Consider the following 20,339-nt stretch of genomic DNA (forward strand, 5'->3'; position numbering starts at 1 on the left):
CGAGAATAGTATGAATAATTACGGCACAATATTACTTGTTGAAGATGACAGCTCGTTAGCTCAATGGGTGGCAGAGTATTTAACCGATCAAGGCTACACAACACATATTTGTGAGCGTGGCGATCAAGTGGTTAGTCATGTTAAAGAACTAAAACCAGACTTAATTTTACTCGACATTATGTTACCCGGCCAAGATGGTATAAGTGTTTGCCGCGAACTGCGTCAATTTTATCAACATCCAATTATCATGCTCACCGCCAGAGACGAAGAAATGGATGAAGTTATTGGTCTTGAAGTGGGTGCCAGCGATTATATTATGAAACCCGTACGACCACGCGCCTTACTAGCTCGTATAAAAGCAGCACTGCGCACAACAAACGACAACTCAGAGCCGACAACGGATGAAACAATTGTGCAGGTGGGCTCTTTAAAAATCGATACCCAGTCTCGCAATGTCTTTATTAATGACATTGAGCAAGGTGTTTCTAGCGCCGAATATTTATTGCTGCATTACTTAGCCTGTAATGCGGGACAAGTGGTCTCCCGCGATGCTGTGTTTAAAGCCACTAAAGGGCGAGAGTACGATGGACTTGATCGCAGCGTTGATGTGCTTATCTCTGCGCTGCGCAAAAAGTTTAACGATGATCCACAACACCCTGAAAAAATCAAAACAATTTGGGGCCGAGGCTATTTATTGGTCGCCAACGCATGGTAGTGACCACTAAAAAAGCTTGGTTCATCATACTATGAAAAAGTTTTATTTATCTTTACTAGGCAGTGCGTTACTTTCAATTGTGGTGTTAGGCTGGCTCATTGATGCATTTAGCCAACAAACCCATACCAGCCAAGATGAATTTGCACTGCAAAGCAAATTGCTAATGGGCTTTAGCAAACAAATTGCGGCTCAACCAGTACAACAAAGAGCTGAACATACGGCCATGCTTGCAGAGCAATTTTCATTAGGGTTGAGCTATCGGGCCACACAGTCATTAGCACTGCCACCTTCGTTATTAGAGCAAATCAATGCCGATGGCGGATTAACTCTAGAAGATCAAGAAGGCTTTTACCTGCTTTACAGTAATGATGCGCTCGCCCCTTTTCACCTAAAACTACGTCTAGAAAAGCCCCATGAACAAGACCAGCAAAATGATATGCTACTTACCCTGCTGTTTTATGCTGGCTTATGTGTGTTCATGGGATTTATTATCGCCCCTTTAGCGAAACGACTAGGAGTGGTCAACGAAGCCGCTAAAAAGTTTGCCAACGGCGATTTACATGCCCGCATTCGAGTATCACATTTTACCTATATAAAAGATGTTGAACTTACATTTAATCGCATGGCAAGTCAGATAGAAAAATTACTCGATGAAAACAAGCTTATGGCAACGAGCTTATCTCATGATATTCGCACACCTATTGCTTGCCTGCGGTTTGGTCTTGATGCAGCGCTGGATAGCCCTAACCAAGAGAAGGTAAAACATTACCTACATCGTATGGAAGCTGACTTAGACCAAATGGAGTCCATGCTTAAAAGCTATTTAGCCTTTGCTACTTTAGAACAAAAAGCCAATCAGCTAACTTATTCAGATACCGAATCAAGTAGTTACTTAAACACTATAGTACAACAGCTGGAGCCCAAATTACTGCAACGACAACTGGATTTGCAAGTGATTTGCGATAACAGCCAGATCCATGCTGATTTACATTGGCTGGCTCGTGCCATTACCAACTTATTATCTAATGCCTGTGACTTTGCAAAACACAAAATCATTTTAACCGCCTATAGCAAAGAACAAACGCTCATCATAACCGTTGAAGATGATGGCCCAGGTATCGCAGAAAAAAATTGGCATAAAGTGTTCAGCCCTTTCTTTCAAGAGCAAACTCACCGTAACCGAGCAGATAAAAGTTATGGCTTAGGTCTGGCTATTGTTGCTAAAGTGGTTGATTGGCATCACGGTGAAATCACGGTAAACCGCAGTAAAAAACTAGCAGGTGCGTGTTTTACGCTCAAAATACATAACGCACAGCAATTGTAACTTTAATGTTACAGTTTACAGTGGCTAACTTTGAATATATTAATATAAAACAAATGGATAGCGTGTTTTCATGGATACCACTCAATAGCGTTCACTATTTATAAATTGCTATTGCATACAGTACCTTGAAAATCTACTCAATAAGAGCTTTTTATTTTTTAACAATTACAGTAGATTGTCAGCGCCGTCACAAAATAGAGAAGAATTAATAATTATGAGCGCAGTCAGAGGGGAGTTTAGCTCCCGTTTTGGATTCATTATGGCCGCAGCAGGTTCTGCTGTAGGGCTTGGTAATATTTGGGGATTTCCAACCCAAACCGCGAGCAATGGGGGCGCCGCTTTTTTGATTGCGTACCTCATTTTAGCATTTTGTTTAGCGTATCCAGCATTGATGGCAGAACTTACAATTGGTCGTCACGGCCAAGCCAATGCGGTGAGTTCATTACGTAAAATTTCAAATTCATCAAGCCAAAAGTGGTTTGCGTTTATAGTTGGTTTTGGTGGTATTATTTGTGCCGGTTTGATTCTTAGCTTTTATGCTATTGTGGCTGGTTGGATGATCAGTGCAACCATTGAACCTATTGCCACGCTAGCAGGCAGCGAAACCGCTTCAACATGGTTAAGTGAACAATCACTATCAAGAAACCTCATATTTACAGCCGGGTTTATCATTCTCACTGTGGCAATTATAAGTCGCGGGGTTGAAAATGGCATAGAAAAGTGGTCAAAACGTTTAATGCCTGCGTTGTTATCAATTTTATTTGCATTGATTGTTTATGTCATGCTGCAAGAAGGGGCGATGACAGGCCTAAAAGCTTACTTAGTACCTGATTTTAAATCAATTTTAGACCCTGAGTTGCTAGTTAGTGCCCTTGGCCAAGCCTTTTTCTCATTATCGCTAGGCACCAGTGTAATGATTATTTACGGCTCTTATATTAGCAAAAAAGAAAACCTCGTCTCTCTTGGTGCCTATGTTACCCTTATTGATGTATTTATCGCCTTTGTTGCCGGCTTACTAATTATTCCTGCGATGTATGTTGCACAAGCGCAAGGAGTTGAAATATTCTCGGCCAACGGCAAGTTACTTTCTGAAGACACCTTAGTTTTTCAAGTATTACCTGCACTATTTGATGGCATGGGCATGATGGGCTTATTCGTTGCCTTTGCATTTTTTGCGTTGATGAGTATCGCCGCATTAACCTCGTCTATTTCAATGCTAGAAGCCCCAGTATCTTATGCAGTAGAACGTTTTGCGCTTGGTCGTGTTACTGCAACTTGGTTAATTGGTATTATCATTATGCTGATCAGCTTTAGCATCGTGCTTAACCTTGAAACATTATTTGGATTAGTTGTTTCGCTAACCACTAAATTTGGTCAGCCTATTCTAGGCTTGATGTGCTGTTTATTTGTCGGCTGGATCTGGTATCGCAATTCATTACTTAATGAAATTAAGCAAGGTTGCCCAGACGTAGCTAACAGCCTATTTTGGAAAATATGGCCATGGTATATTAAGTTTATTTGCCCTATCGCCATTGGTTTGGTATTTATCAGCTCACTGCTAGGCTAAATTAATCACAAACCACGCTGAACTAGAAAACCGCTCTACACTGAGCGGTTTTTTAAAATCATATCTTGATGTTCAATACCATCTTCTAAATAAGGCTCACCAGTACTCTGAAAGCCCAGAGACTGATAAAAACTCAGTAAATATGTTTGCGCACCTATGTATATGTCTTTACTTGGCCAATGAGTAAAGCAACACTGAATAGCTTCTTTAACCAACAATGCCGCAAATCCCTGTCCTCGCTGAGATTTTTCAATTAACACACGGCCAATCGCACTGTACTGCTCATTTTTATTATAACAACGGGCATAAGCACCTAACTGCTGCGACGCTATCCAATAAAGGTGCTGTGTGGTTGCCATACAATCAACATCGTCTAATTCAGGATAAGGGCACTGCTGCTCAACCACAAACACATCTACTCGAGTACGCATAATAGCAAACAGCTCAGGTGTATTAAGCTCTGAAAATACCTTAGCAACTAACTGCATAGAAACTCCTAACATAAAAAAGCCCAGTCAAAGCTGGGCTACCGATCAAATGAAAACTAATTAGCTATGCAAGTAAACGTTCTAACTGATCACATAAATGCGACAGGTTTACATGGTCATGCTCTATAGTTAAATCTACATAACCATCGCCACGAAAACCACGGTCAAGTTCAATTAACACGTGTGTTTTGTGAGCCTCTGGCACAAATGACAACTCAATTTCTTGAATGCCAAATAAGCTGCGGCTATTTGGTTTATATTCCAGCTCTTGGTAGCACCCAGAAACAGAGTTAAATGTGCTGGCACGTAAAAAGCCTTTTTCAACATCCGCTTTAAGCAAGCTAAAGCCCAATTTTTCCATTGCTTGCATAAACGTCGTTACTGCGTCATTTGGATAAATATGCAACGGGTCTTTATCTTTAGGATCGAGCGCTAAATCAATGTCCAACCCCGTTTCTAGCCAAACGTGTGAGTGATTATACCCTGCATTGATTTCGGTGATCGGAGTTTCAGAATGTAAGCGAGCTTCAAATGGAATATGTCTTTGCTGCCCCGGCTCAATAGTGCCTATCTCTGTAATACGCCACTTATCAATAATATGATTAGTAAAATAAGCACCGTCTTCACCTTCAACTTTGACTCGCGTCATTAGCGCTAGATCTAGACCTGTAATTTCTTGGCTTACATCCCCTGCGGTGATAACGATCTGGGCATTAAAAAGCTGCCCAGGCTGCAAATGCTCAGTCTCAAGCACTGTATCCACTTTAGCTGCACCAATACCGACTGATGCAAGAATCTTTTTAAACATATTTTTCTCCTTAAGCCTAATTCGCTTAACCCTAAATCACGCTTAAATTCCTTTGTTACTGCATCTTAACCATATTTAAAAGCTGCTGTCAGTGAAAAAATAGCTATTTATTGACTTTTTATATGAATAACTGACTAACTGCACATTTTTCATACACAACTCACCGCTATGGGTCTACTTTATACGCACAATATGCACGAATGATTTTCATAAATGCTGATATTTCGCTACACTGACACCCCAAATGAAGTGATACTAAGAATTATGGAACTATTATATTTTGCAGTCGCATTTGTGTGTGGCTTTGCCGTTTATCAACTGAAACTCCCCCCACTAATCGGCTTTCTAATTGCTGGCTTTGTGCTCAACCTATCAGGCTTTAAAACCACGGAGTTACTTAATACGATAGCTAATTTAGGGGTCACATTACTGCTATTTAGTATTGGTTTAAAACTAAAGGTAGGCCAGCTTATGAAACCCCAGGTTTGGGCGCCTGCCTCGTTGCATATTATTCTTAGTAGCGCTATTTTTTGCAGTTTAATGCTGCTACTTGGTGCTCTTTCATTACCATTATTTGTTGATCTTAGCTGGCAAAGTGCGTTACTTGTTGGTTTTGCTTTTAGCTTTTCCAGTACCGTATTTGCCGTTAAAGTACTTGAAGAGCGCGGCGAAATGGCCAGTCTACATGGTAAAATTGCCATTGGTATCTTGGTTATGCAAGATATCTTCGCCGTCATCTTTCTTGCTATCAGCACAGGTAAAACACCTAATGGTTGGGCCTTTGCTCTTTTAGTGGCCTTACCGTTATTAAGACCTGTCATGTTTTGGGTGTTAAATCGCTCTAAACACGGTGAGTTACTTCCACTATTTGGCTTTTTCTTTGCACTGGTAGTTGGTTACAACGCGTTTGAGTTTGCTGGCTTAAAAGGCGACTTAGGCGCGTTAATCATAGGGATGATTTTTGCTCCTCATAAAAAAGCCAGCGAACTTGCCAAATCATTACTTAACCTAAAGGAAATTCTCCTAGTCGGGTTTTTCTTAACCATAGGCTTAGGTGCAGAACTGACCATTAACTCTCTTATGATAGCGACTATCATTGTATTGGTTCTACCAATTAAAGTGGTTTTATATTATGTATTAACAAATGCCTTTAAATTACGCGCGCGGACTTCTTTATTAACCTCGTTTAGCCTTGCTAATTATAGTGAGTTTGGTCTTATCGTCTGCATGGTAGCAGCCAGTAGTGGTTTAATTACCGCAGAGTGGCTTGCAGTAATGGCGATTGCCGTATCTATCACCTTTATTGTCGCTTCTCCGCTGAATAAGCGCTCTAACGAAATTTATGTAAAAATAGAAGCGTGGTTGATGCGTTTTGAAAGTCCAACCCGTTTAGCTGAAGAACTCCCCGTAAATTTAAATGATACCAAAATAGTTATTTTTGGTATGGGTCGAATTGGCACTGGTGCGTACGAAACTATCCATATTACTCACCCAGGTGTTGTAGCTGGTGTAGACATCAAACCCGAAGTTGTTGAAAAACATGTTAGTCGCGGGCGCAAAGTACTATTAGCTGATGCCACCGATCCAGACTTCTGGCAGCGGGTAAACCATTCCCATGTAGAGATGATCATGCTAGCGATGCCAAAGCATATGCAAAATATTTTTGCCTTAGAGCAACTAAAAGCATCGGGCTATCAAGGTCAAGTTACAGCGATTGCCAACTACCCTGATCAACAAAAAGAACTGGAAGATATGGGCGTTGATTCCACCTATAACTTCTATTTAGAAGCTGGTAGTGGTTTTGCTGAACATGTAAAACAAAAATTATTTTCTTAATGTAAATATCGTTCTCAGTATCAGGCTAGGTACTGAGAACTATTTTCATCTAATTATCATAACCTTACATCTAGACGTCTAAAACAACTCTTTAATGGTTCCTAAATAAGAGTCAAGCGCATTTACAAAGCTTTACATCCAGATTAGCATTTAGCCATGAAAAAAGAGTACACTGCGTTTGTTGGTTAATCCGTAAGTATCTCTTTTTAGCACAAAAATAACTTTGCCATGCTTTAACATACGTATTCATCAACACTTTACTCTTTGCTATTAAATAAGGTTTTTAGATGAAAAATAAGTTTGCTACAAAGTTTCAAGCCGTGGCGGATGATTTAACCAATCCAAAACTGGTTGAACTTCAAAATCGCCTTGATGAAATACAAAGAAATGGGATGACAGCGTTAACAATGCGCGCTGTATTATTCCAAAAAATGCTTGATGCGTACCAAGTACCAGAAGATCATTTTTTGCGTGACAGCGAAACTCCAAATCGCATTGATGATCCATCAATTATAAACAGACTCGAACAACTCGGATTTTCTAAAAAACAACAACATCAAATCCACTAGTAAATAATGAGGGCCTACTTCCCTCATTAAATAGGCTGTTTCATGCCCGTCACAGCCTATTTTCTTCCCCTCATTTGTAATACACTACTTACCTGAACTAGCAATCAAAGTCCTGTTATGGATCCCGAACTTTTAAAAATAGCGATCAATACTAAAATGCCATTTGGGAAATATGCTGGTCGTCCGTTATTGTTATTACCTGAGCCATATTTAGTCTGGTTTAAGCAACAAGGTTTTCCTCATGGAACCTTAGGTGCACAATTAGCGATGATGTATGAAGTAAAGCTCAATGGTCTAGAAGAAATGCTGATGCCGTTATTAGAAAATAAAAAAAGAAATTAAAAAATTATGGAACTTAGCAACATTTAGCCGGTCTATTATATTGCTACTTGTTGATTTTGGTTTTAACCGTTGAAAAGCGCCTTGATGGCGCTTTTTTTTTCGCTATATCTTACTTAGGTAAGCTAATCGTAAATTTAGCCCCACCGAGCTGCGAATGTGATAATTCGCAACTCCCTTGATGCCAAGAAACTATTTTTGCCACAATTGCTAAACCGAGCCCGAAGCCACCGGTTTTTTTATCGCGACTTTTATCAAGTCGGGCAAAGGGTTTAAATACCATATCCCACTGCTCTTGCTCTATGCCGGGACCATCATCTTCGACACTTATAATTACTTGCTGGGCATTTTCTATAAGGCTGACCCTTACCTCATGGCGGGCATATTTAAGTGCATTGCCTACTAAATTTTGTACACAACGAGCAATAAAATGACTATCACAAACGTATGTGCACTGTTGCGGTAGCTGTGTATTAAGTTGGATCTGGGTTGCAAAATCAAGCTTAGCAATAACACTTTCTAACAATTGCACTAGATTACATGTCTGTACTTTCAGATTTGGTTGTTGGCTATCAAGGCGAGCATAATCGAGCATTTCTTTAACTAGCGACTCTAACTCGATAATATCTTGTTGCATATTATCAATATAATCAAATGCTTTTTCATCAGTCACTCTATCTTCTAGCATAGCTAAAGCAAATTTTAAGCGGGCCAGTGGTGTTCTAAATTCATGTGAAACTGATGATGTCAGTTCTTGCTGCGCGGTTAATAAATGCTGTATGCGCTGCTGCATTGCATTTAACGTATCTGTGATTGGTAAGAAGAACGATTTAGAGGTCTCGCTCAATTCAAAATCTTGCGAACCATCAACAGCTTCACACGCCAAACGTAATTTGGCAAAGTCGCGCCATAACAAAAAACTCCACAAACCGACCGGAATGCCTACTACACAAAGCAGTAACAAATATGGCCAAACCGATGGAAATACAGGCGAAGCGACAACAATTGGCCCCACCTGCAATAATTTCTCATCACCCAGTGTAATATACCAAATAGCGCGTTGCTGCTGATCAAATACATAAATATAGTGGTTCTGGGTGAGTTCTTGCTGTTGCTCTGTAGGCAGCATGAGGTCTTGCTTTTGAACTATTTCGCTGTCAAATCGCAAAGCGATGTTGTCAAGGCCTTCAGGACTTTGTGTTAATAGCCAAAGAGATTGGCCAAACTCATCGTCGAGTGAAAGCTGCTGTTGGGTATCTTCGTAAGGCCAAAGTTGTTCAATCACCCCACTGACTAAAAACAGGGAAACTATAATATACAAATATAAACTTGCGAATAGTTTCCCCATTAACAGTTACATACCCCAAGCGTCGGAAACAAATAGATAGCCTTGCCCCCAAACCGTTTTTATGCGGTAAGGTTTATCGCTGTTATCACCGAGCTTCTTACGAATCCGCGATACACGAACGTCAACGGTACGATCTAAGCCATCATACTGGCGGCCTATCATGTGTTGATGTACATGTTCGCGACTCAATACTTCACCTGCATTTGAAGCTAATAACCAAAGTAGTTCAAATTCATGGGAAGTAAGTGTAATTTCGTTATTTTTTAATCGCACAATACGACTGGTTTTATCAATCGCTAAATCACCAAATTGTAGTTCTTCTGGCGCTTTTACTGAGGCTTGCCCGCGACGTAGAAGTGCGCTAATACGGGCTAGTAATACTCTTGGTTCCGCGGGCTTGATAACATAATCGTCTGCACCTAACTCTAAACCGATCACCTGGTCAAAGTCTTCACCTTTAGCAGTTAACATCAATATAGGGAGACTAAATTTGTCGCGCACTTGTCGGCAAACACTAAAGCCATCTTTACCAGGTAGCATAACGTCAAGGATCATTAAATCAACAGGATTGTTCTCTAGATAAGTAAATACTTCATCGCCACGGTCTAACACCGCCACTTCAAGGCCATTATTTTCAAGATAATCACGAGTTAATTGCTGTAACCCTAAATCATCTTCTACAAGTAAGATCTTTGCCATTTGCAGCTCCAAGATTAAAAAAAGCTCCACGGTGAACGTAATCTGCGCCGAGTGGTTTTAGCGCGAGTACTCTGTACTTCAATACGTGTTGTCGCCAGCAGTTCATCCGTGTGAGGATTAATTAGGGAGTATATTGTTTCAACCTGAACACGCGCTTTATGATTGAAGTGCTCTGTGGTAACTTGTTGCCAACATTGTATTTGTTGCTGTTCATGATACAAACATACATCCATTTTATAGGGTATATTTAGAGCAAATTTCAAATCAAGATCACAGAATTCTTGTTGTTCGGAAACCACACAGACTTTTGGGGATACTGTTAATATATCTTTTTTTGCGACCGCCTGCTTTGGCCAAGCTAGCAAAAAAACGATGCACACACCAAGTTGTAAATACTTCATATTAAAAAATATGATCGAATCCTATAAAGGCAGTCATGGAATACGTTTGCTCAAACAGCGGACTGTCATCTAAGGCCGAATAATCATAATAAGCCAAATGGAAACGCAAAGAGTTGGTGCCATTAAATGGCCAACGGGCATCTATTTTAGCATAAGGCTGCCAGCTACTACCAACCTCAATTGCACCCGTTGAAGACTCTTTTTCCTTTACACCATAAAAATACGTATTCAGTGCTGCCGATTTATACCAAATCCCTATACTTGGTTTAATAGCAAGTTCACCAATGTTGTTATGCATTTGCCATTGCAATGCTGCACGCCAGCCTTCATAAACACCAGATATATCTGCTAATGTCTGTACTGAAAAAACATGTTGCTGGTTCACATAATGATAGCTCACGCCTGCATCAAGTGCCCATTTACGTTTCTCTAACTGAGCAATTTCAAGTCGAGGCTGTTGAATTTGTAATTCATTATTACTCGTTGCTAATGAATTAGCAGACGTTAATGGAAAAATATTGCTAGGATGCCAATCTACAAAAAACCGCGTTTCTGGATTAAATTCACTTACGATATTAAATACATGCGAAGCATCTTCTGTCAGGCTATAACCTAGGCGACCGTTATCAAAAAAGAATTGTTCGCCATAATAAGCTACTTCAGGGATCACGACCAAAGGGAGATCATCTCCGCCGGATAACGGATTACTCATCACACCTAAGCCAAAATTAAGACTCAAATGCCACTGATCCGTAGTGATGTTTTGCACAGGGTCCGTTTCTGACTGCTGCGCAACACAAGGCGTAGCAAGCCAAAGAGACATGCAAAGTACAATATGAGTATAAATATTCAACTTCATTATTATTATTTATGCCAAGAAAGCCCAAGCTAGTGGCCTATAATAGCAAGCTATTAATAACTAATCCCTAGCTGATTACAATCATTTACACTTTTGATACATGTGGGTTTATTTCAGGTAAACTCGACGGTTATCAGGCAAGCCTTTAAGGCATAAATCAATTACCTAAGCTATTGACATCTTTTAACGATTGCGCGATTTCCCACAACGCCTTTAATGCCGCGTCAGGTAATGCTTTATGTAACACAGCCAAACCAATTTCAAAACCGGGTGGCGCTTCTTTTTGATCGCTTAAAATCTGCACACGGTCTTTCAACGGGCTATTATCTAATACAATTTTTGGCACCATGGCAATACCTAAGCCTAAGCTCACCATAGATACCATCGCTTCATGTCCTGCCACTTGTGCGTATATCTTGGCGTTAATACCATGTTTACGCCACCATTGCTCTAACCGCTGACGGGTAAACCCCTGCTCCGGTACTATAAACTCCAGTTCAGACCAATCAATTTTATCGCCAAACTGAGCCAGCTTTTGCGTGATTAATGATGCATTGCGCGGGGCTATAAACACCAAGGACGAATAACCAATACTCGCAAATGCAATTTGTGCAGGTAACTTATCGGGTTTCGCAGCAATTGCCATAGCTTCATGGCCATCCAGTACACGATTAATGGCAACAGCCGGATCGCCGGTATTGAGTTTTATTTCAATATGCTGATGTTGCAAACGCAATTGCTCTAACATGTGATGTAAAAAACTATAAGATGCCGTAACCGAGCAATAAATGCTCACTTTTCCATAAATAGTCTGCTCCGGATCTTGTACATTCGAGCGAAAACGCTGCCAGTTAGTCAAGGTCGCATTTGCATAATCAATAAACGATTCTCCCTCGCGGGTTAACTTTACACTGCGATTATCACGGCTGAATAAGGTTACTCCCACTTCATCTTCGAGCTGTTTAATATTACGACTAAGTGTTGGCGCACTAATATGACAAAGTTCACTTGCCCGAGCAAAATGCAAAGTTTTCGCTAAAGCTAAAAAGTAATGTAAGCGTTTATGATCCATTCGACTCTCTCATTGGCATTCTAAAATCACCATGTTTCATTTTATGAAATACTCTAATGCAAATATATCATTTTACGCAAGGCTAAATTTTCCTTATGGTAGCTTTAAGCAAGGCAAAATGCTTTGCATCTAACAAAATATGAAATAGATAGGATACTAACAATGGCGAATTATTTTAATACTCTTCCTTTACGTGAGCAGCTAGCACAACTAGCACAATGTGAATTTATGGACCCGGCTGAATTTGCCGATGGCGTTGATGCACTTAAAGGTAAAAAGTTAGTGATTGTTGGTTGTGGCGCACAAGGTTTAAACCAAGGCCTTAACTTACGTGATTCGGGCTTAGATGTATCATACACATTACGTGATTCCGCGATTAGCGAACGTCGTCAATCATTTTTAAATGCATCAGAAAATGGTTTTACTGTTGGCACTTACGAAGAGTTGATCCCAACTGCTGATGTAGTTTTAAACCTAACACCTGATAAGCAACATACAGCCGTCGTAAATGCAATCATGCCTATGATGAAACAAGGCTCAACGCTTGCGTACTCACATGGTTTCAACATTGTTGAAGAAGGTATGCAAATACGCGAAGACATCACTGTTATTATGGTTGCCCCTAAGTGTCCAGGCTCTGAAGTACGTGAAGAATATAAACGCGGTTTTGGTGTACCAACACTTATCGCTGTTCATCCTGAAAATGACCCACAAGGGCATGGTTTAGCGCAAGCGAAAGCCTACGCTGCTGGCACCGGTGGCCACCGTGCAGGGGTATTAAAATCATCATTTATTGCTGAAGTTAAGTCTGATTTAATGGGCGAACAAACCATCCTTTGCGGTATGTTACAAACAGGCTCAATCTTATGTTTTGATAAAATGATTGAAAAAGGCATTGATGCAGGTTACGCGTCAAAACTTATTCAATATGGTTGGGAAGTGATCACCGAAGCACTTAAATATGGTGGTGTTACCAATATGCTTGACCGTCTATCAAACCCTGCAAAAGTGAAAGCGTTTGAATTAAGTGAAGAATTAAAAGTCATCATGCGTCCACTTTATAACAAACATCAGGACGACATCATCGACGGCACATTCTCTCGTGTAATGATGGAAGATTGGGCAAATGATGATGCAAACCTATTAAAATGGCGTGCTGAAACTGCTGAAACTAATTTTGAAAAGACCCCTGCTGGTGATGTTGAAATCACTGAGCAAGAGTTTTTCGATAACGGTATTCTAATGGTTGCAATGGTTAAAGCTGGTGTTGAACTTGCGTTTGAAACTATGACAGCTGCAGGCATTATTGCTGAATCTGCATATTATGAGTCACTGCATGAAACACCTTTAATTGCTAACACCATTGCACGTAAAAAATTATTCGAAATGAATCGTACCATTTCCGATACTGCTGAATATGGCTGTTACTTATATAACCATGCATGCTTACCACTGTTGCAAGACTTTATGCAAAATATCGACACCGATGTTATTGGTCGCGGTTTAGGTGAGCGTTGTAACCATGTTGATAACCAAACCTTAATTGCCATCAACAAATCGCTGCGTGAGCACCCGGTTGAAATCATTGGTACTAAGTTACGCGGCTATATGTCTGCGATGAAAAAGATTGTTTAATACCCTGGACAATAAAAGTTTCGCTTGTTAGAAACCAAGCCCACATGCTAAATGCAGTGGGCTTTTTCTATTGTGTTTACAATTAAACCAAAACCTTGATTAAGTTGCTTCGTGAGTTATTACTCTATTTGGTTATAGAACAATCAGCAAAAACCATGCTAAAATGTACCCAATAGTTTGTAACTTTAGTACCCACAATGTCTTATCAACGTCTTACTATCACCCGAAAAATCACGATGCTTGGGATCATAATTGCGTTATCTGTTGCCAGCTTAATCGGGATCACCGCACTGTTATCAGCCAAAACGATTATTGAACAACGCATGATCCAATCAGAACTCCCCAGTAAATTACAGGCGATCGATAATTACATTAGTCTAGAAATTAATAAATTACTCAGCGCTGCGGAGCAATTATCGAGTAACACGTTTATTTTAGAATGGGCAAAAAGTGGCAATAGCAATGATCAAACGTTAGTCACTGAGTTAAACCGAGTGGTAAAACAATACGACCTCGCTACAGCTTCGTGGGCTAATCGCGATACAGCACAGTATTGGAATCAAGAGGGCTTTTTACGTGTATTAGATCGCCAACAAGATAATTGGTTTTTTGATTTTAAAAATTCGCAACTCCCCTACTCTATTAGTCTGTACCAAGAACCTAATGGTGATATGAAAATGTTTGTTAATCATCAGCAAACAAATGGTATTGGCTTAACAGGGCTTGCGAAAAGTATTGATGATATGCAAGCGCTGCTAAATAAATTTACAATCGAGCAAACTGGTTTTGTATTTATAGCTGACAATGACGGCTCGATTAAACTCCACCAAGATGCCAACATTGTGGGCAAAACAAGCCTAGATTCTTTGTATGGTACGCAAGTTAGTCGTCGGTTATTAACTAATAATGAGTTTAACTTACAAGAAGTTGAACTCAATGGCGATACATTTTTCATAGCAGCCAGCCCGATAAAAAATACGCAGCTATATGTGATTGCTCAGGTGTCAAAAAATGAAGTATTTGCTGGGATCACAACCTTACAATGGCAAATTTTAAGTTTCGCCATTGTTATTGCACTACTTGCATGTGTGATCAGTTTTTTACTTGCCCGCTCCTTAGCTTCACCACTGTCAAAAATGGCAGAGTTATTCACCCGTTTAGGTTCTGGCGATGCGAATTTAGCCTATCGCTTACCACACAGTGAGCAACCAGAGCTAGCCGCGTTGGGAAATGGATTTAATCAGTTCATTAATAAAATTGAAACTGCAATTGCTCAAGTATCGCACGAGAGTTTAGAAATTCGTCAAAGCTCAGATCAGGTCTTTACTCAAGCTAAACGCAATTCTCAAGCGATGGACAATCAAAAAGTGCAAACAATTTCAGTTGCAGCGGCTATCAACGAAATGGGAGCCACGGTACAAGAAATTGCCCACAGCGCCGCAACCGCAGCAAAACTTACCGAAGACAGTAAAGCAACAACGTTACAAAGCCACCAGCAAGTAATGCAAAGCCAGCAAAGTATTACGGCGCTTGCCAGTGAAATAGATACAATTACAGGGCAAGTCAGCGAGCTTGCAAATAAAACCCAAACAATTGCGAGTATCGTTGACTCTATTCGCGGTATCTCAGAGCAAACAAATTTATTAGCACTTAATGCCGCTATTGAGTCTGCTCGGGCTGGAGAGCACGGTAGAGGCTTTGCTGTCGTCGCTGATGAAGTAAGGGCACTGGCTAATCGGACATCGCAGTCAACTACCGAAATTCAAACTATGATTGAAGAGCTGGCAACAACAGCAACAAATGTAGTAGAACACATTGCCCAGTCAAAAACCAAGGCACAACACAGCGTATCGGCGATGCAAAACTCTGTGCAGTTGCTTGATGAAATTACCAATACAGCTAATGAGATCAATGATATGGCCACATTAATTGCTACCGCCACTGAAGAGCAAAGTAGCGTAGTTGCAGATGTGGGACGTAATATTGAGCAAATTAGTGAGATAAGTGACATAGCAATGCGTGAGCAAATTGATACCGAACAAGCAATAAAAGGGCTCGCCACAAGTGCACAAACATTAGCGCGCTTAGTTGCCACCTTTGAAAAACACTGACACAGTTTGTAACAGTTAAAATCCACGCCAACTAAAAATAGACTAAACTTAATAAGTCAGTATTTAGTTGGGGTGTGATTATGACAACATTAACTAGCTCTTCTAAGTTAGCCGTTATTTGCGTATTGTGCTTTTTATCAGCTTGCACTAATACATCTAATATCCCATTACTCACTGCACCGATAGTGGCAAATAATCCATCCTTCACTGTCTACCCAGTAGAGAGCCATGCTGAAATATTCGCTTTAAACGATAAAATAACTCAACAGCTTGATTTAGCCTTTCCAAGTAATAAGCGCAATCTAAATAACACTAAGAAATTGTTAAACTTTTTACTAGAAAATGGTGATGCATCATTATCATATCAAGCTGGGGCGACCTTAACAGCCAATCAAGCATACAATGATTTAAACGCCAATTGTTTATCTTTATCAATTTTAGCTTATAGCATGGCGGAATATTTAGGCCTACACGGACAATTTCAGACAGTGCATATTCCAGAGTATTGGGCAGTAAGTAACGGCTATAATTTATTAACTGGGCATATAAACTTAGTGGTTAAGCAGCAACGTAATACTTCTACCAGCAGCAATGTTACTTACCTTTATAATAATGAAAACTCACTCATTATTGACTTTGATCTTAACTCGCGTAGTGAGAAGTTTAAAACAACACCAATCACAAAGCAGCGAATTACAGCTATGTTTTATAATAACAAAGGCGCAACAGCGATGCTAAATGGTCTGTACGACTTAGCCTACAGCTACTTTTTAGCAGCCACAAAAAGCGATGAAAATTACTCTGGTGCTTGGGGGAACTTAGCGGTGTTGCTGCGCTTACATTCACAATACGCGAACGCCGAACTAGCCTATAACTTTGCAATAGCACTAAACCCTGACAATAACACTGCACTGGGCAATTTAGCACTGCTGTATCAACTTACCGAAAGAGGTGAGCTTGCTGATGAGATTTTGACTAAGCTTGACTTAAAACGTCAAACTAATCCCTATTATCATGTTGCTTTAGGTAACGATGCGTACCTGATTAAAAACTATCAAGATGCTATTAAACACTTTAACAAAGCCAAACTTATTGATAGACAGATCCATGATAGCTACTTTGGTTTGGCACGTACCTATTATCAATTAGGTGATTTTAAGCAAGCATATATGCAACTGCGTTTTGCTAATAAGTACGCTGATTTTGATCACGACAAACAGCGTTATCAAAATAAACTACAGGCTCTCAGTGAAATGACTGCCAAGGTGGATAACCATTAAGCTAATTATTCTGATCCTGAGTATTCTATTTTCTGTTACCGCTTATGCAAACAATGCAAACCAGCAACTCATTTGTGACTTAAATTACCTAAGCTCAGCGGCCTTAAATGGCCGTAAAACTAATACGCCTGATGCCGTTGCCAGCGCTGAGTATATTAATCGACGCTTGCAGCAACTTGGCTATCAAAGTCAGTTACAACCGTTTAGCTATACCGCTGGTTTTTTTACTGAAATGTCAGGGCAGAATGTAGTGGCCACTTTAATGCCCTCACACCCCGTCAAAGCTCATGTGATACTCACAGCTCATTACGATCATTTAGGTAAGCAAGGTGATAGCTTATATGCTGGCGCCAATGACAATGCCAGTGGTGTTAGCGCGTTACTATTTTTAGCTGCACAGTTTGCTGAAACAATCCTACCCTTTCAAATTAGTTTTGTTGCAACCGATGCTGAGGAAAATGGCTTACATGGGGCAAAATTTTTTGTAAGCCAGTTACCCCCTGACGATTCCGTCACCATACTCAACATTAATTTAGATATGTTAGCCGTGAGTAGAGCAGATAAGACCTTGTACGCATTTACATCCTATGCACAGCGCCATGCATTACAAAGTCAATTATCTGCTATCACCAGCGATACGATAAAGATTAAAGTTACCAGTTCCGCTAATACGATGAACCGGCTCAATCAAGGAAGTAATATAGATTGGCGCCGAGCAAGCGACCATTATGCTTTTGCTAAAGCAGGGTTTGCTTATATCTACTTTGGGATGGGTTATGATCCGCATCACCACCAACGCTCTGATCTGCTAAGTAATATTGATCAAAACTTATACATTGAGGCGGTCAATTATATTACACAATTTATTCAGCAACTTGATATGACTAAACTGACGGAAGCTGCCCAGTAGCAACAAATTCGCGTTTTTGCGCTTTGCTTAATTGTTTAATTTTTATTTCAAGCTTTGTCGCCTCACTTCGAGAGCCCACTTCACATTGATAAATGAGTATCAACGGCCCTTTTCCTTTTAAGTTTTTGGCTCCCTTACCGGCCTGATGTGTAGCAAAACGTTTCGCTACATTTGTACTGATCCCTGTATACCAATGGCCGAAACGAGTTTGTACAATATAAAGCGACCAAATCGCGATATTGATTTGTGTACTATTTCTCGCGTTAGTTAAACTTTTAGCTGACTGCGAGGTCAAAATTATGCTCCAAACATCAATAGTTAAAATTAAGTCACAAACAATTGCCTAAAAGGGTTTTACCTTAAGTGACTAATCGGTATCATGCAGTTTATAAAAAATAAGGATCCAAACAAACAATGCAGTCGTTAAAAACTTTTTCCCTTTGGCTTATCGTTGCTCTCACATTAAGTGCAACCGCAGGTTGTTCTAGTTGGGTTTATCGTATCAATATCCCACAAGGTAACTTTTTAGAACAAAGCGATGTTGATAAACTTCGCGTCAGCATGACCCGAGAGCAAGTACTTTATGTATTAGGCAAACCCGTTGCTGAAGACGCTTTCGATAAAAACACGTGGCACTATTTATACTCTTTTAACCTTGGCCGTGATAATGAACAACGCAAATCACTGACGGTTGTATTTGAAAATGAAAAACTGCAGTCAATTAGCGGTGACTATGAACAACCAGCTGAGTTTAACACTCCGCTTGAACAGTAGTGCGAAAAGTGCACAAAATGATAACAAAAAGGTTAGCTACAGCTAACCTTTTTCGTTTTACTGCTTCGCTTTATCAAGTGGTCGTCCGCCGGTAATCTTATTTGCACGGCCTTCATCTTTGGCTTTTTCAGCACGTTTACGCCTCGCGTCTTTAGGGTCTGCAATTAAAGGTCGATAAATTTCAATTCGGTCACCATCCTCAACCACTTGGTTAAGCTTACAGGTACGATTCCAAATACCTAAGGTAAGTGCTAAACCATCAATCTCTGGGCACTTAGCAAGAATACCTGATTGGATCACAGCCTCTTCAGCCGTTGTCCCTGCTGGCACTTCAACGAGTAAACTGGTTGCGGTTGTTGGCAACGCATATACTACTTCAACTTTTATCATCATCGTGGTCCATATACTTGTTTCGCTCGCTGAGTAAAGGCATTTACCATGTTTTTTGCAACATCATTAAATACTCTACCAAATGCCAGCTCAATAAGCTTACTGGCAAATTCAAACTCAAGCTGTAACTGAACTTTACAGGCATTATCATCTAACACTTGAAAATGCCAACGCCCTTGTAGCGCTTTAAATGGGCCATCCACTAAACGCAATATCACGGTATTTTCGTCTTCAAATGTGTTTTCTGTCGTAAACCATTTTTTTATGCCTGCTTTAGAGATTTCTAAACTGGCGGTCATGGTATTGTCTTGCAAAGCGATAACTTTCGCATCTGAGCAATGGGGTAAAAACTCAGGATAAGCATCCACATCATTGACTAAATCAAACATTTCTTTGCTGCTATACATTACTAGCGCACTTTTTTCTATTTGTGGCATACTCACTCCCAACTGTGTGGGCGAATTTTAGCAAGCTTTGCGTTTTTCCCCAAACTTTCCTGGCGCTTTATTTACAGACATTTTTTTACAGGCAAAAATAAAAAATCGATGTAAAAAGCAGAGCTTTACGTATAATATGGGCCACTATGGCTAAGAAAAATTCTAAATCGACAAGTAATACTATCGCGCTCAATAAAAAGGCGCGTCATGAGTATTTTTTACACGACAAGTTTGAGGCAGGTGTTGAACTGCAAGGCTGGGAAGTAAAAAGCATCCGAGCGGGCAAAGTAAACATCTCTGAAACGTACATTCACCTTAAAAATGGCGAAGCGTTTTTGCTTGGCAGTCAAATACAGCCACTCAATAGCGCTTCAACCCATGTTATTTGCGATCCATTACGTTATCGCAAGTTATTATTAAGCAGACGCGAGCTAGACCGTTTAGTTGGTGCAACTGAGCGCGATGGCTATTCATTGATCGCCACTGCCATGTATTGGAAAAAATGCTGGGTGAAACTAGAGTTCCACTTAGGTAAAGGTAAAAAAATGCATGACAAACGCGAAGACGGCAAAAACAAAGACTGGTCTCGCGAAAAAGAACGGTTAATGAAGCACAAAGTTTAATATACATCTTACCCCCTAAAAACGCCTAACTCAGTTAGGCGTTTTTATTTTCTTCCTTAAAAACTCTTAGTAACTGTATTGATTACAGCCCCAAATTTAAACAACTTGATAACATAATAATTACATGATATTCATGTTACCGGTTTCAGTACCA

Annotated in this window: 22 protein-coding genes; 12 read left to right on the forward strand and 10 right to left on the reverse strand. The window is 40.1% G+C overall.

Features of this window, described 5'->3' with window-relative positions:
- Window positions 1-10 precede the first annotated feature (10 nt).
- The 3 genes from CWB85_RS02845 to CWB85_RS02855 all read left to right on the forward strand — a co-directional run bounded on the left by CWB85_RS02845 (window position 11) and on the right by CWB85_RS02855 (window position 3,606).
- Window positions 11-715 (forward strand): response regulator, encoded by a 705-nt coding sequence (locus tag CWB85_RS02845; protein WP_016707980.1) that lies wholly within the window; start codon window positions 11-13, stop codon window positions 713-715.
- A gap of 31 nt (window positions 716-746) precedes the next feature.
- Complete coding sequence (locus CWB85_RS02850; protein ID WP_138554052.1) at window positions 747-2,039, forward strand: sensor histidine kinase; 1,293 nt, start codon at window positions 747-749, stop codon at window positions 2,037-2,039.
- 214 nt (window positions 2,040-2,253) lie between these two features.
- Window positions 2,254-3,606 (forward strand): sodium-dependent transporter, encoded by a 1,353-nt coding sequence (locus tag CWB85_RS02855; RefSeq protein WP_016707982.1) that lies wholly within the window; start codon window positions 2,254-2,256, stop codon window positions 3,604-3,606.
- Between the two features lie 35 nt (window positions 3,607-3,641).
- On the opposite strand, the gene CWB85_RS02860 is transcribed toward CWB85_RS02855, so the two are convergent.
- Complete coding sequence (locus tag CWB85_RS02860) at window positions 3,642-4,094, reverse strand: GNAT family N-acetyltransferase (RefSeq protein ID WP_138554053.1); 453 nt, start codon at window positions 4,092-4,094, stop codon at window positions 3,642-3,644.
- A 64-nt stretch (window positions 4,095-4,158) separates the two neighbouring features.
- Window positions 4,159-4,902 (reverse strand): sporulation protein, encoded by a 744-nt coding sequence (locus tag CWB85_RS02865; RefSeq protein ID WP_016707984.1) that lies wholly within the window; start codon window positions 4,900-4,902, stop codon window positions 4,159-4,161.
- Window positions 4,903-5,166: 264 nt separating this feature from the next.
- Here CWB85_RS02865 and CWB85_RS02870 point away from each other — a divergent pair, with 264 nt between their 5' ends.
- The 3 genes from CWB85_RS02870 (at window position 5,167) to CWB85_RS02880 (ending at window position 7,649) form a co-directional block, all read left to right on the forward strand.
- Window positions 5,167-6,738 (forward strand): cation:proton antiporter domain-containing protein, encoded by a 1,572-nt coding sequence (locus CWB85_RS02870; protein WP_029216083.1) that lies wholly within the window; start codon window positions 5,167-5,169, stop codon window positions 6,736-6,738.
- A gap of 287 nt (window positions 6,739-7,025) precedes the next feature.
- Window positions 7,026-7,307, forward strand: coding sequence for a hypothetical protein (locus CWB85_RS02875; protein ID WP_016707986.1), 282 nt, complete (start codon window positions 7,026-7,028; stop codon window positions 7,305-7,307).
- Between the two features lie 117 nt (window positions 7,308-7,424).
- Window positions 7,425-7,649 (forward strand): DUF3820 family protein, encoded by a 225-nt coding sequence (locus CWB85_RS02880; RefSeq protein WP_016707987.1) that lies wholly within the window; start codon window positions 7,425-7,427, stop codon window positions 7,647-7,649.
- A 109-nt stretch (window positions 7,650-7,758) separates the two neighbouring features.
- Here CWB85_RS02880 and CWB85_RS02885 read toward each other — a convergent pair whose 3' ends face one another.
- The 5 genes from CWB85_RS02885 to ilvY all read right to left on the reverse strand — a co-directional run bounded on the left by CWB85_RS02885 (window position 7,759) and on the right by ilvY (window position 12,025).
- A complete protein-coding gene (locus tag CWB85_RS02885) occupies window positions 7,759-8,994 on the reverse strand; it encodes an ATP-binding protein (RefSeq protein WP_138554054.1) in 1,236 nt (411 codons plus the stop codon).
- A 6-nt stretch (window positions 8,995-9,000) separates the two neighbouring features.
- Window positions 9,001-9,693: a response regulator gene (locus tag CWB85_RS02890; RefSeq protein ID WP_016707989.1), complete on the reverse strand. Its 693-nt coding sequence runs from the start codon at window positions 9,691-9,693 to the stop codon at window positions 9,001-9,003.
- Window positions 9,694-9,707: 14 nt separating this feature from the next.
- Complete coding sequence (locus CWB85_RS02895) at window positions 9,708-10,094, reverse strand: DUF3019 domain-containing protein (protein ID WP_016707990.1); 387 nt, start codon at window positions 10,092-10,094, stop codon at window positions 9,708-9,710.
- 1 nt (window position 10,095) lies between these two features.
- Entirely contained in the window at window positions 10,096-10,953 is an 858-nt protein-coding gene (locus tag CWB85_RS02900) for a MipA/OmpV family protein (protein WP_502705314.1), read from the reverse strand.
- A 157-nt stretch (window positions 10,954-11,110) separates the two neighbouring features.
- Window positions 11,111-12,025 carry an HTH-type transcriptional activator IlvY gene (ilvY, locus tag CWB85_RS02905; protein ID WP_016707992.1) on the reverse strand — a complete coding sequence of 305 codons (915 nt, stop codon included), beginning with the start codon at window positions 12,023-12,025 and terminating at the stop codon, window positions 11,111-11,113.
- A 162-nt stretch (window positions 12,026-12,187) separates the two neighbouring features.
- Between ilvY and ilvC the strand changes: the two genes are divergently transcribed.
- From ilvC to CWB85_RS02925, 4 genes are all read left to right on the forward strand, one after another.
- Window positions 12,188-13,660, forward strand: coding sequence for a ketol-acid reductoisomerase (gene ilvC, locus CWB85_RS02910; protein WP_016707993.1), 1,473 nt, complete (start codon window positions 12,188-12,190; stop codon window positions 13,658-13,660).
- Window positions 13,661-13,857: 197 nt separating this feature from the next.
- A complete protein-coding gene (locus CWB85_RS02915) occupies window positions 13,858-15,771 on the forward strand; it encodes a methyl-accepting chemotaxis protein (RefSeq protein ID WP_138554056.1) in 1,914 nt (637 codons plus the stop codon).
- An 80-nt stretch (window positions 15,772-15,851) separates the two neighbouring features.
- Window positions 15,852-17,051 (forward strand): tetratricopeptide repeat protein, encoded by a 1,200-nt coding sequence (locus tag CWB85_RS02920; protein WP_138554057.1) that lies wholly within the window; start codon window positions 15,852-15,854, stop codon window positions 17,049-17,051.
- Between the two features lie 166 nt (window positions 17,052-17,217).
- Entirely contained in the window at window positions 17,218-17,961 is a 744-nt protein-coding gene (locus tag CWB85_RS02925; RefSeq protein ID WP_244389593.1) for a M28 family peptidase, read from the forward strand.
- Here CWB85_RS02925 and CWB85_RS02930 read toward each other — a convergent pair.
- Entirely contained in the window at window positions 17,936-18,256 is a 321-nt protein-coding gene (locus CWB85_RS02930) for a GIY-YIG nuclease family protein (RefSeq protein ID WP_016707997.1), read from the reverse strand. The two genes, CWB85_RS02925 and CWB85_RS02930, sit on opposite strands and share 26 nt — an antisense overlap.
- Before the next feature lie 119 nt (window positions 18,257-18,375).
- Between CWB85_RS02930 and CWB85_RS02935 the strand changes: the two genes are divergently transcribed.
- Complete coding sequence (locus CWB85_RS02935; protein WP_016707998.1) at window positions 18,376-18,735, forward strand: outer membrane protein assembly factor BamE; 360 nt, start codon at window positions 18,376-18,378, stop codon at window positions 18,733-18,735.
- Window positions 18,736-18,792: 57 nt separating this feature from the next.
- On the opposite strand, the gene CWB85_RS02940 is transcribed toward CWB85_RS02935, so the two are convergent.
- Together CWB85_RS02940 and CWB85_RS02945 are read right to left on the reverse strand one after the other, a co-directional pair.
- Complete coding sequence (locus CWB85_RS02940) at window positions 18,793-19,125, reverse strand: RnfH family protein (protein ID WP_138554101.1); 333 nt, start codon at window positions 19,123-19,125, stop codon at window positions 18,793-18,795.
- Window positions 19,125-19,562, reverse strand: coding sequence for a type II toxin-antitoxin system RatA family toxin (locus CWB85_RS02945; RefSeq protein WP_138554058.1), 438 nt, complete (start codon window positions 19,560-19,562; stop codon window positions 19,125-19,127). Before CWB85_RS02945 ends, CWB85_RS02940 begins: the two co-directional genes overlap by 1 nt.
- 146 nt (window positions 19,563-19,708) lie before the next feature.
- Between CWB85_RS02945 and smpB the strand changes: the two genes are divergently transcribed.
- Window positions 19,709-20,185, forward strand: a complete 477-nt coding sequence (gene smpB / locus CWB85_RS02950) for an SsrA-binding protein SmpB (RefSeq protein ID WP_016708001.1) — start codon at window positions 19,709-19,711, stop codon at window positions 20,183-20,185.
- Window positions 20,186-20,339: the final 154 nt, after the last annotated feature.

Origin of the sequence: Pseudoalteromonas sp. S1727, assembly GCF_005886375.1 — a bacterium.
Taxonomy (GTDB): Bacteria; Pseudomonadota; Gammaproteobacteria; order Enterobacterales; family Alteromonadaceae; genus Pseudoalteromonas; species Pseudoalteromonas haloplanktis.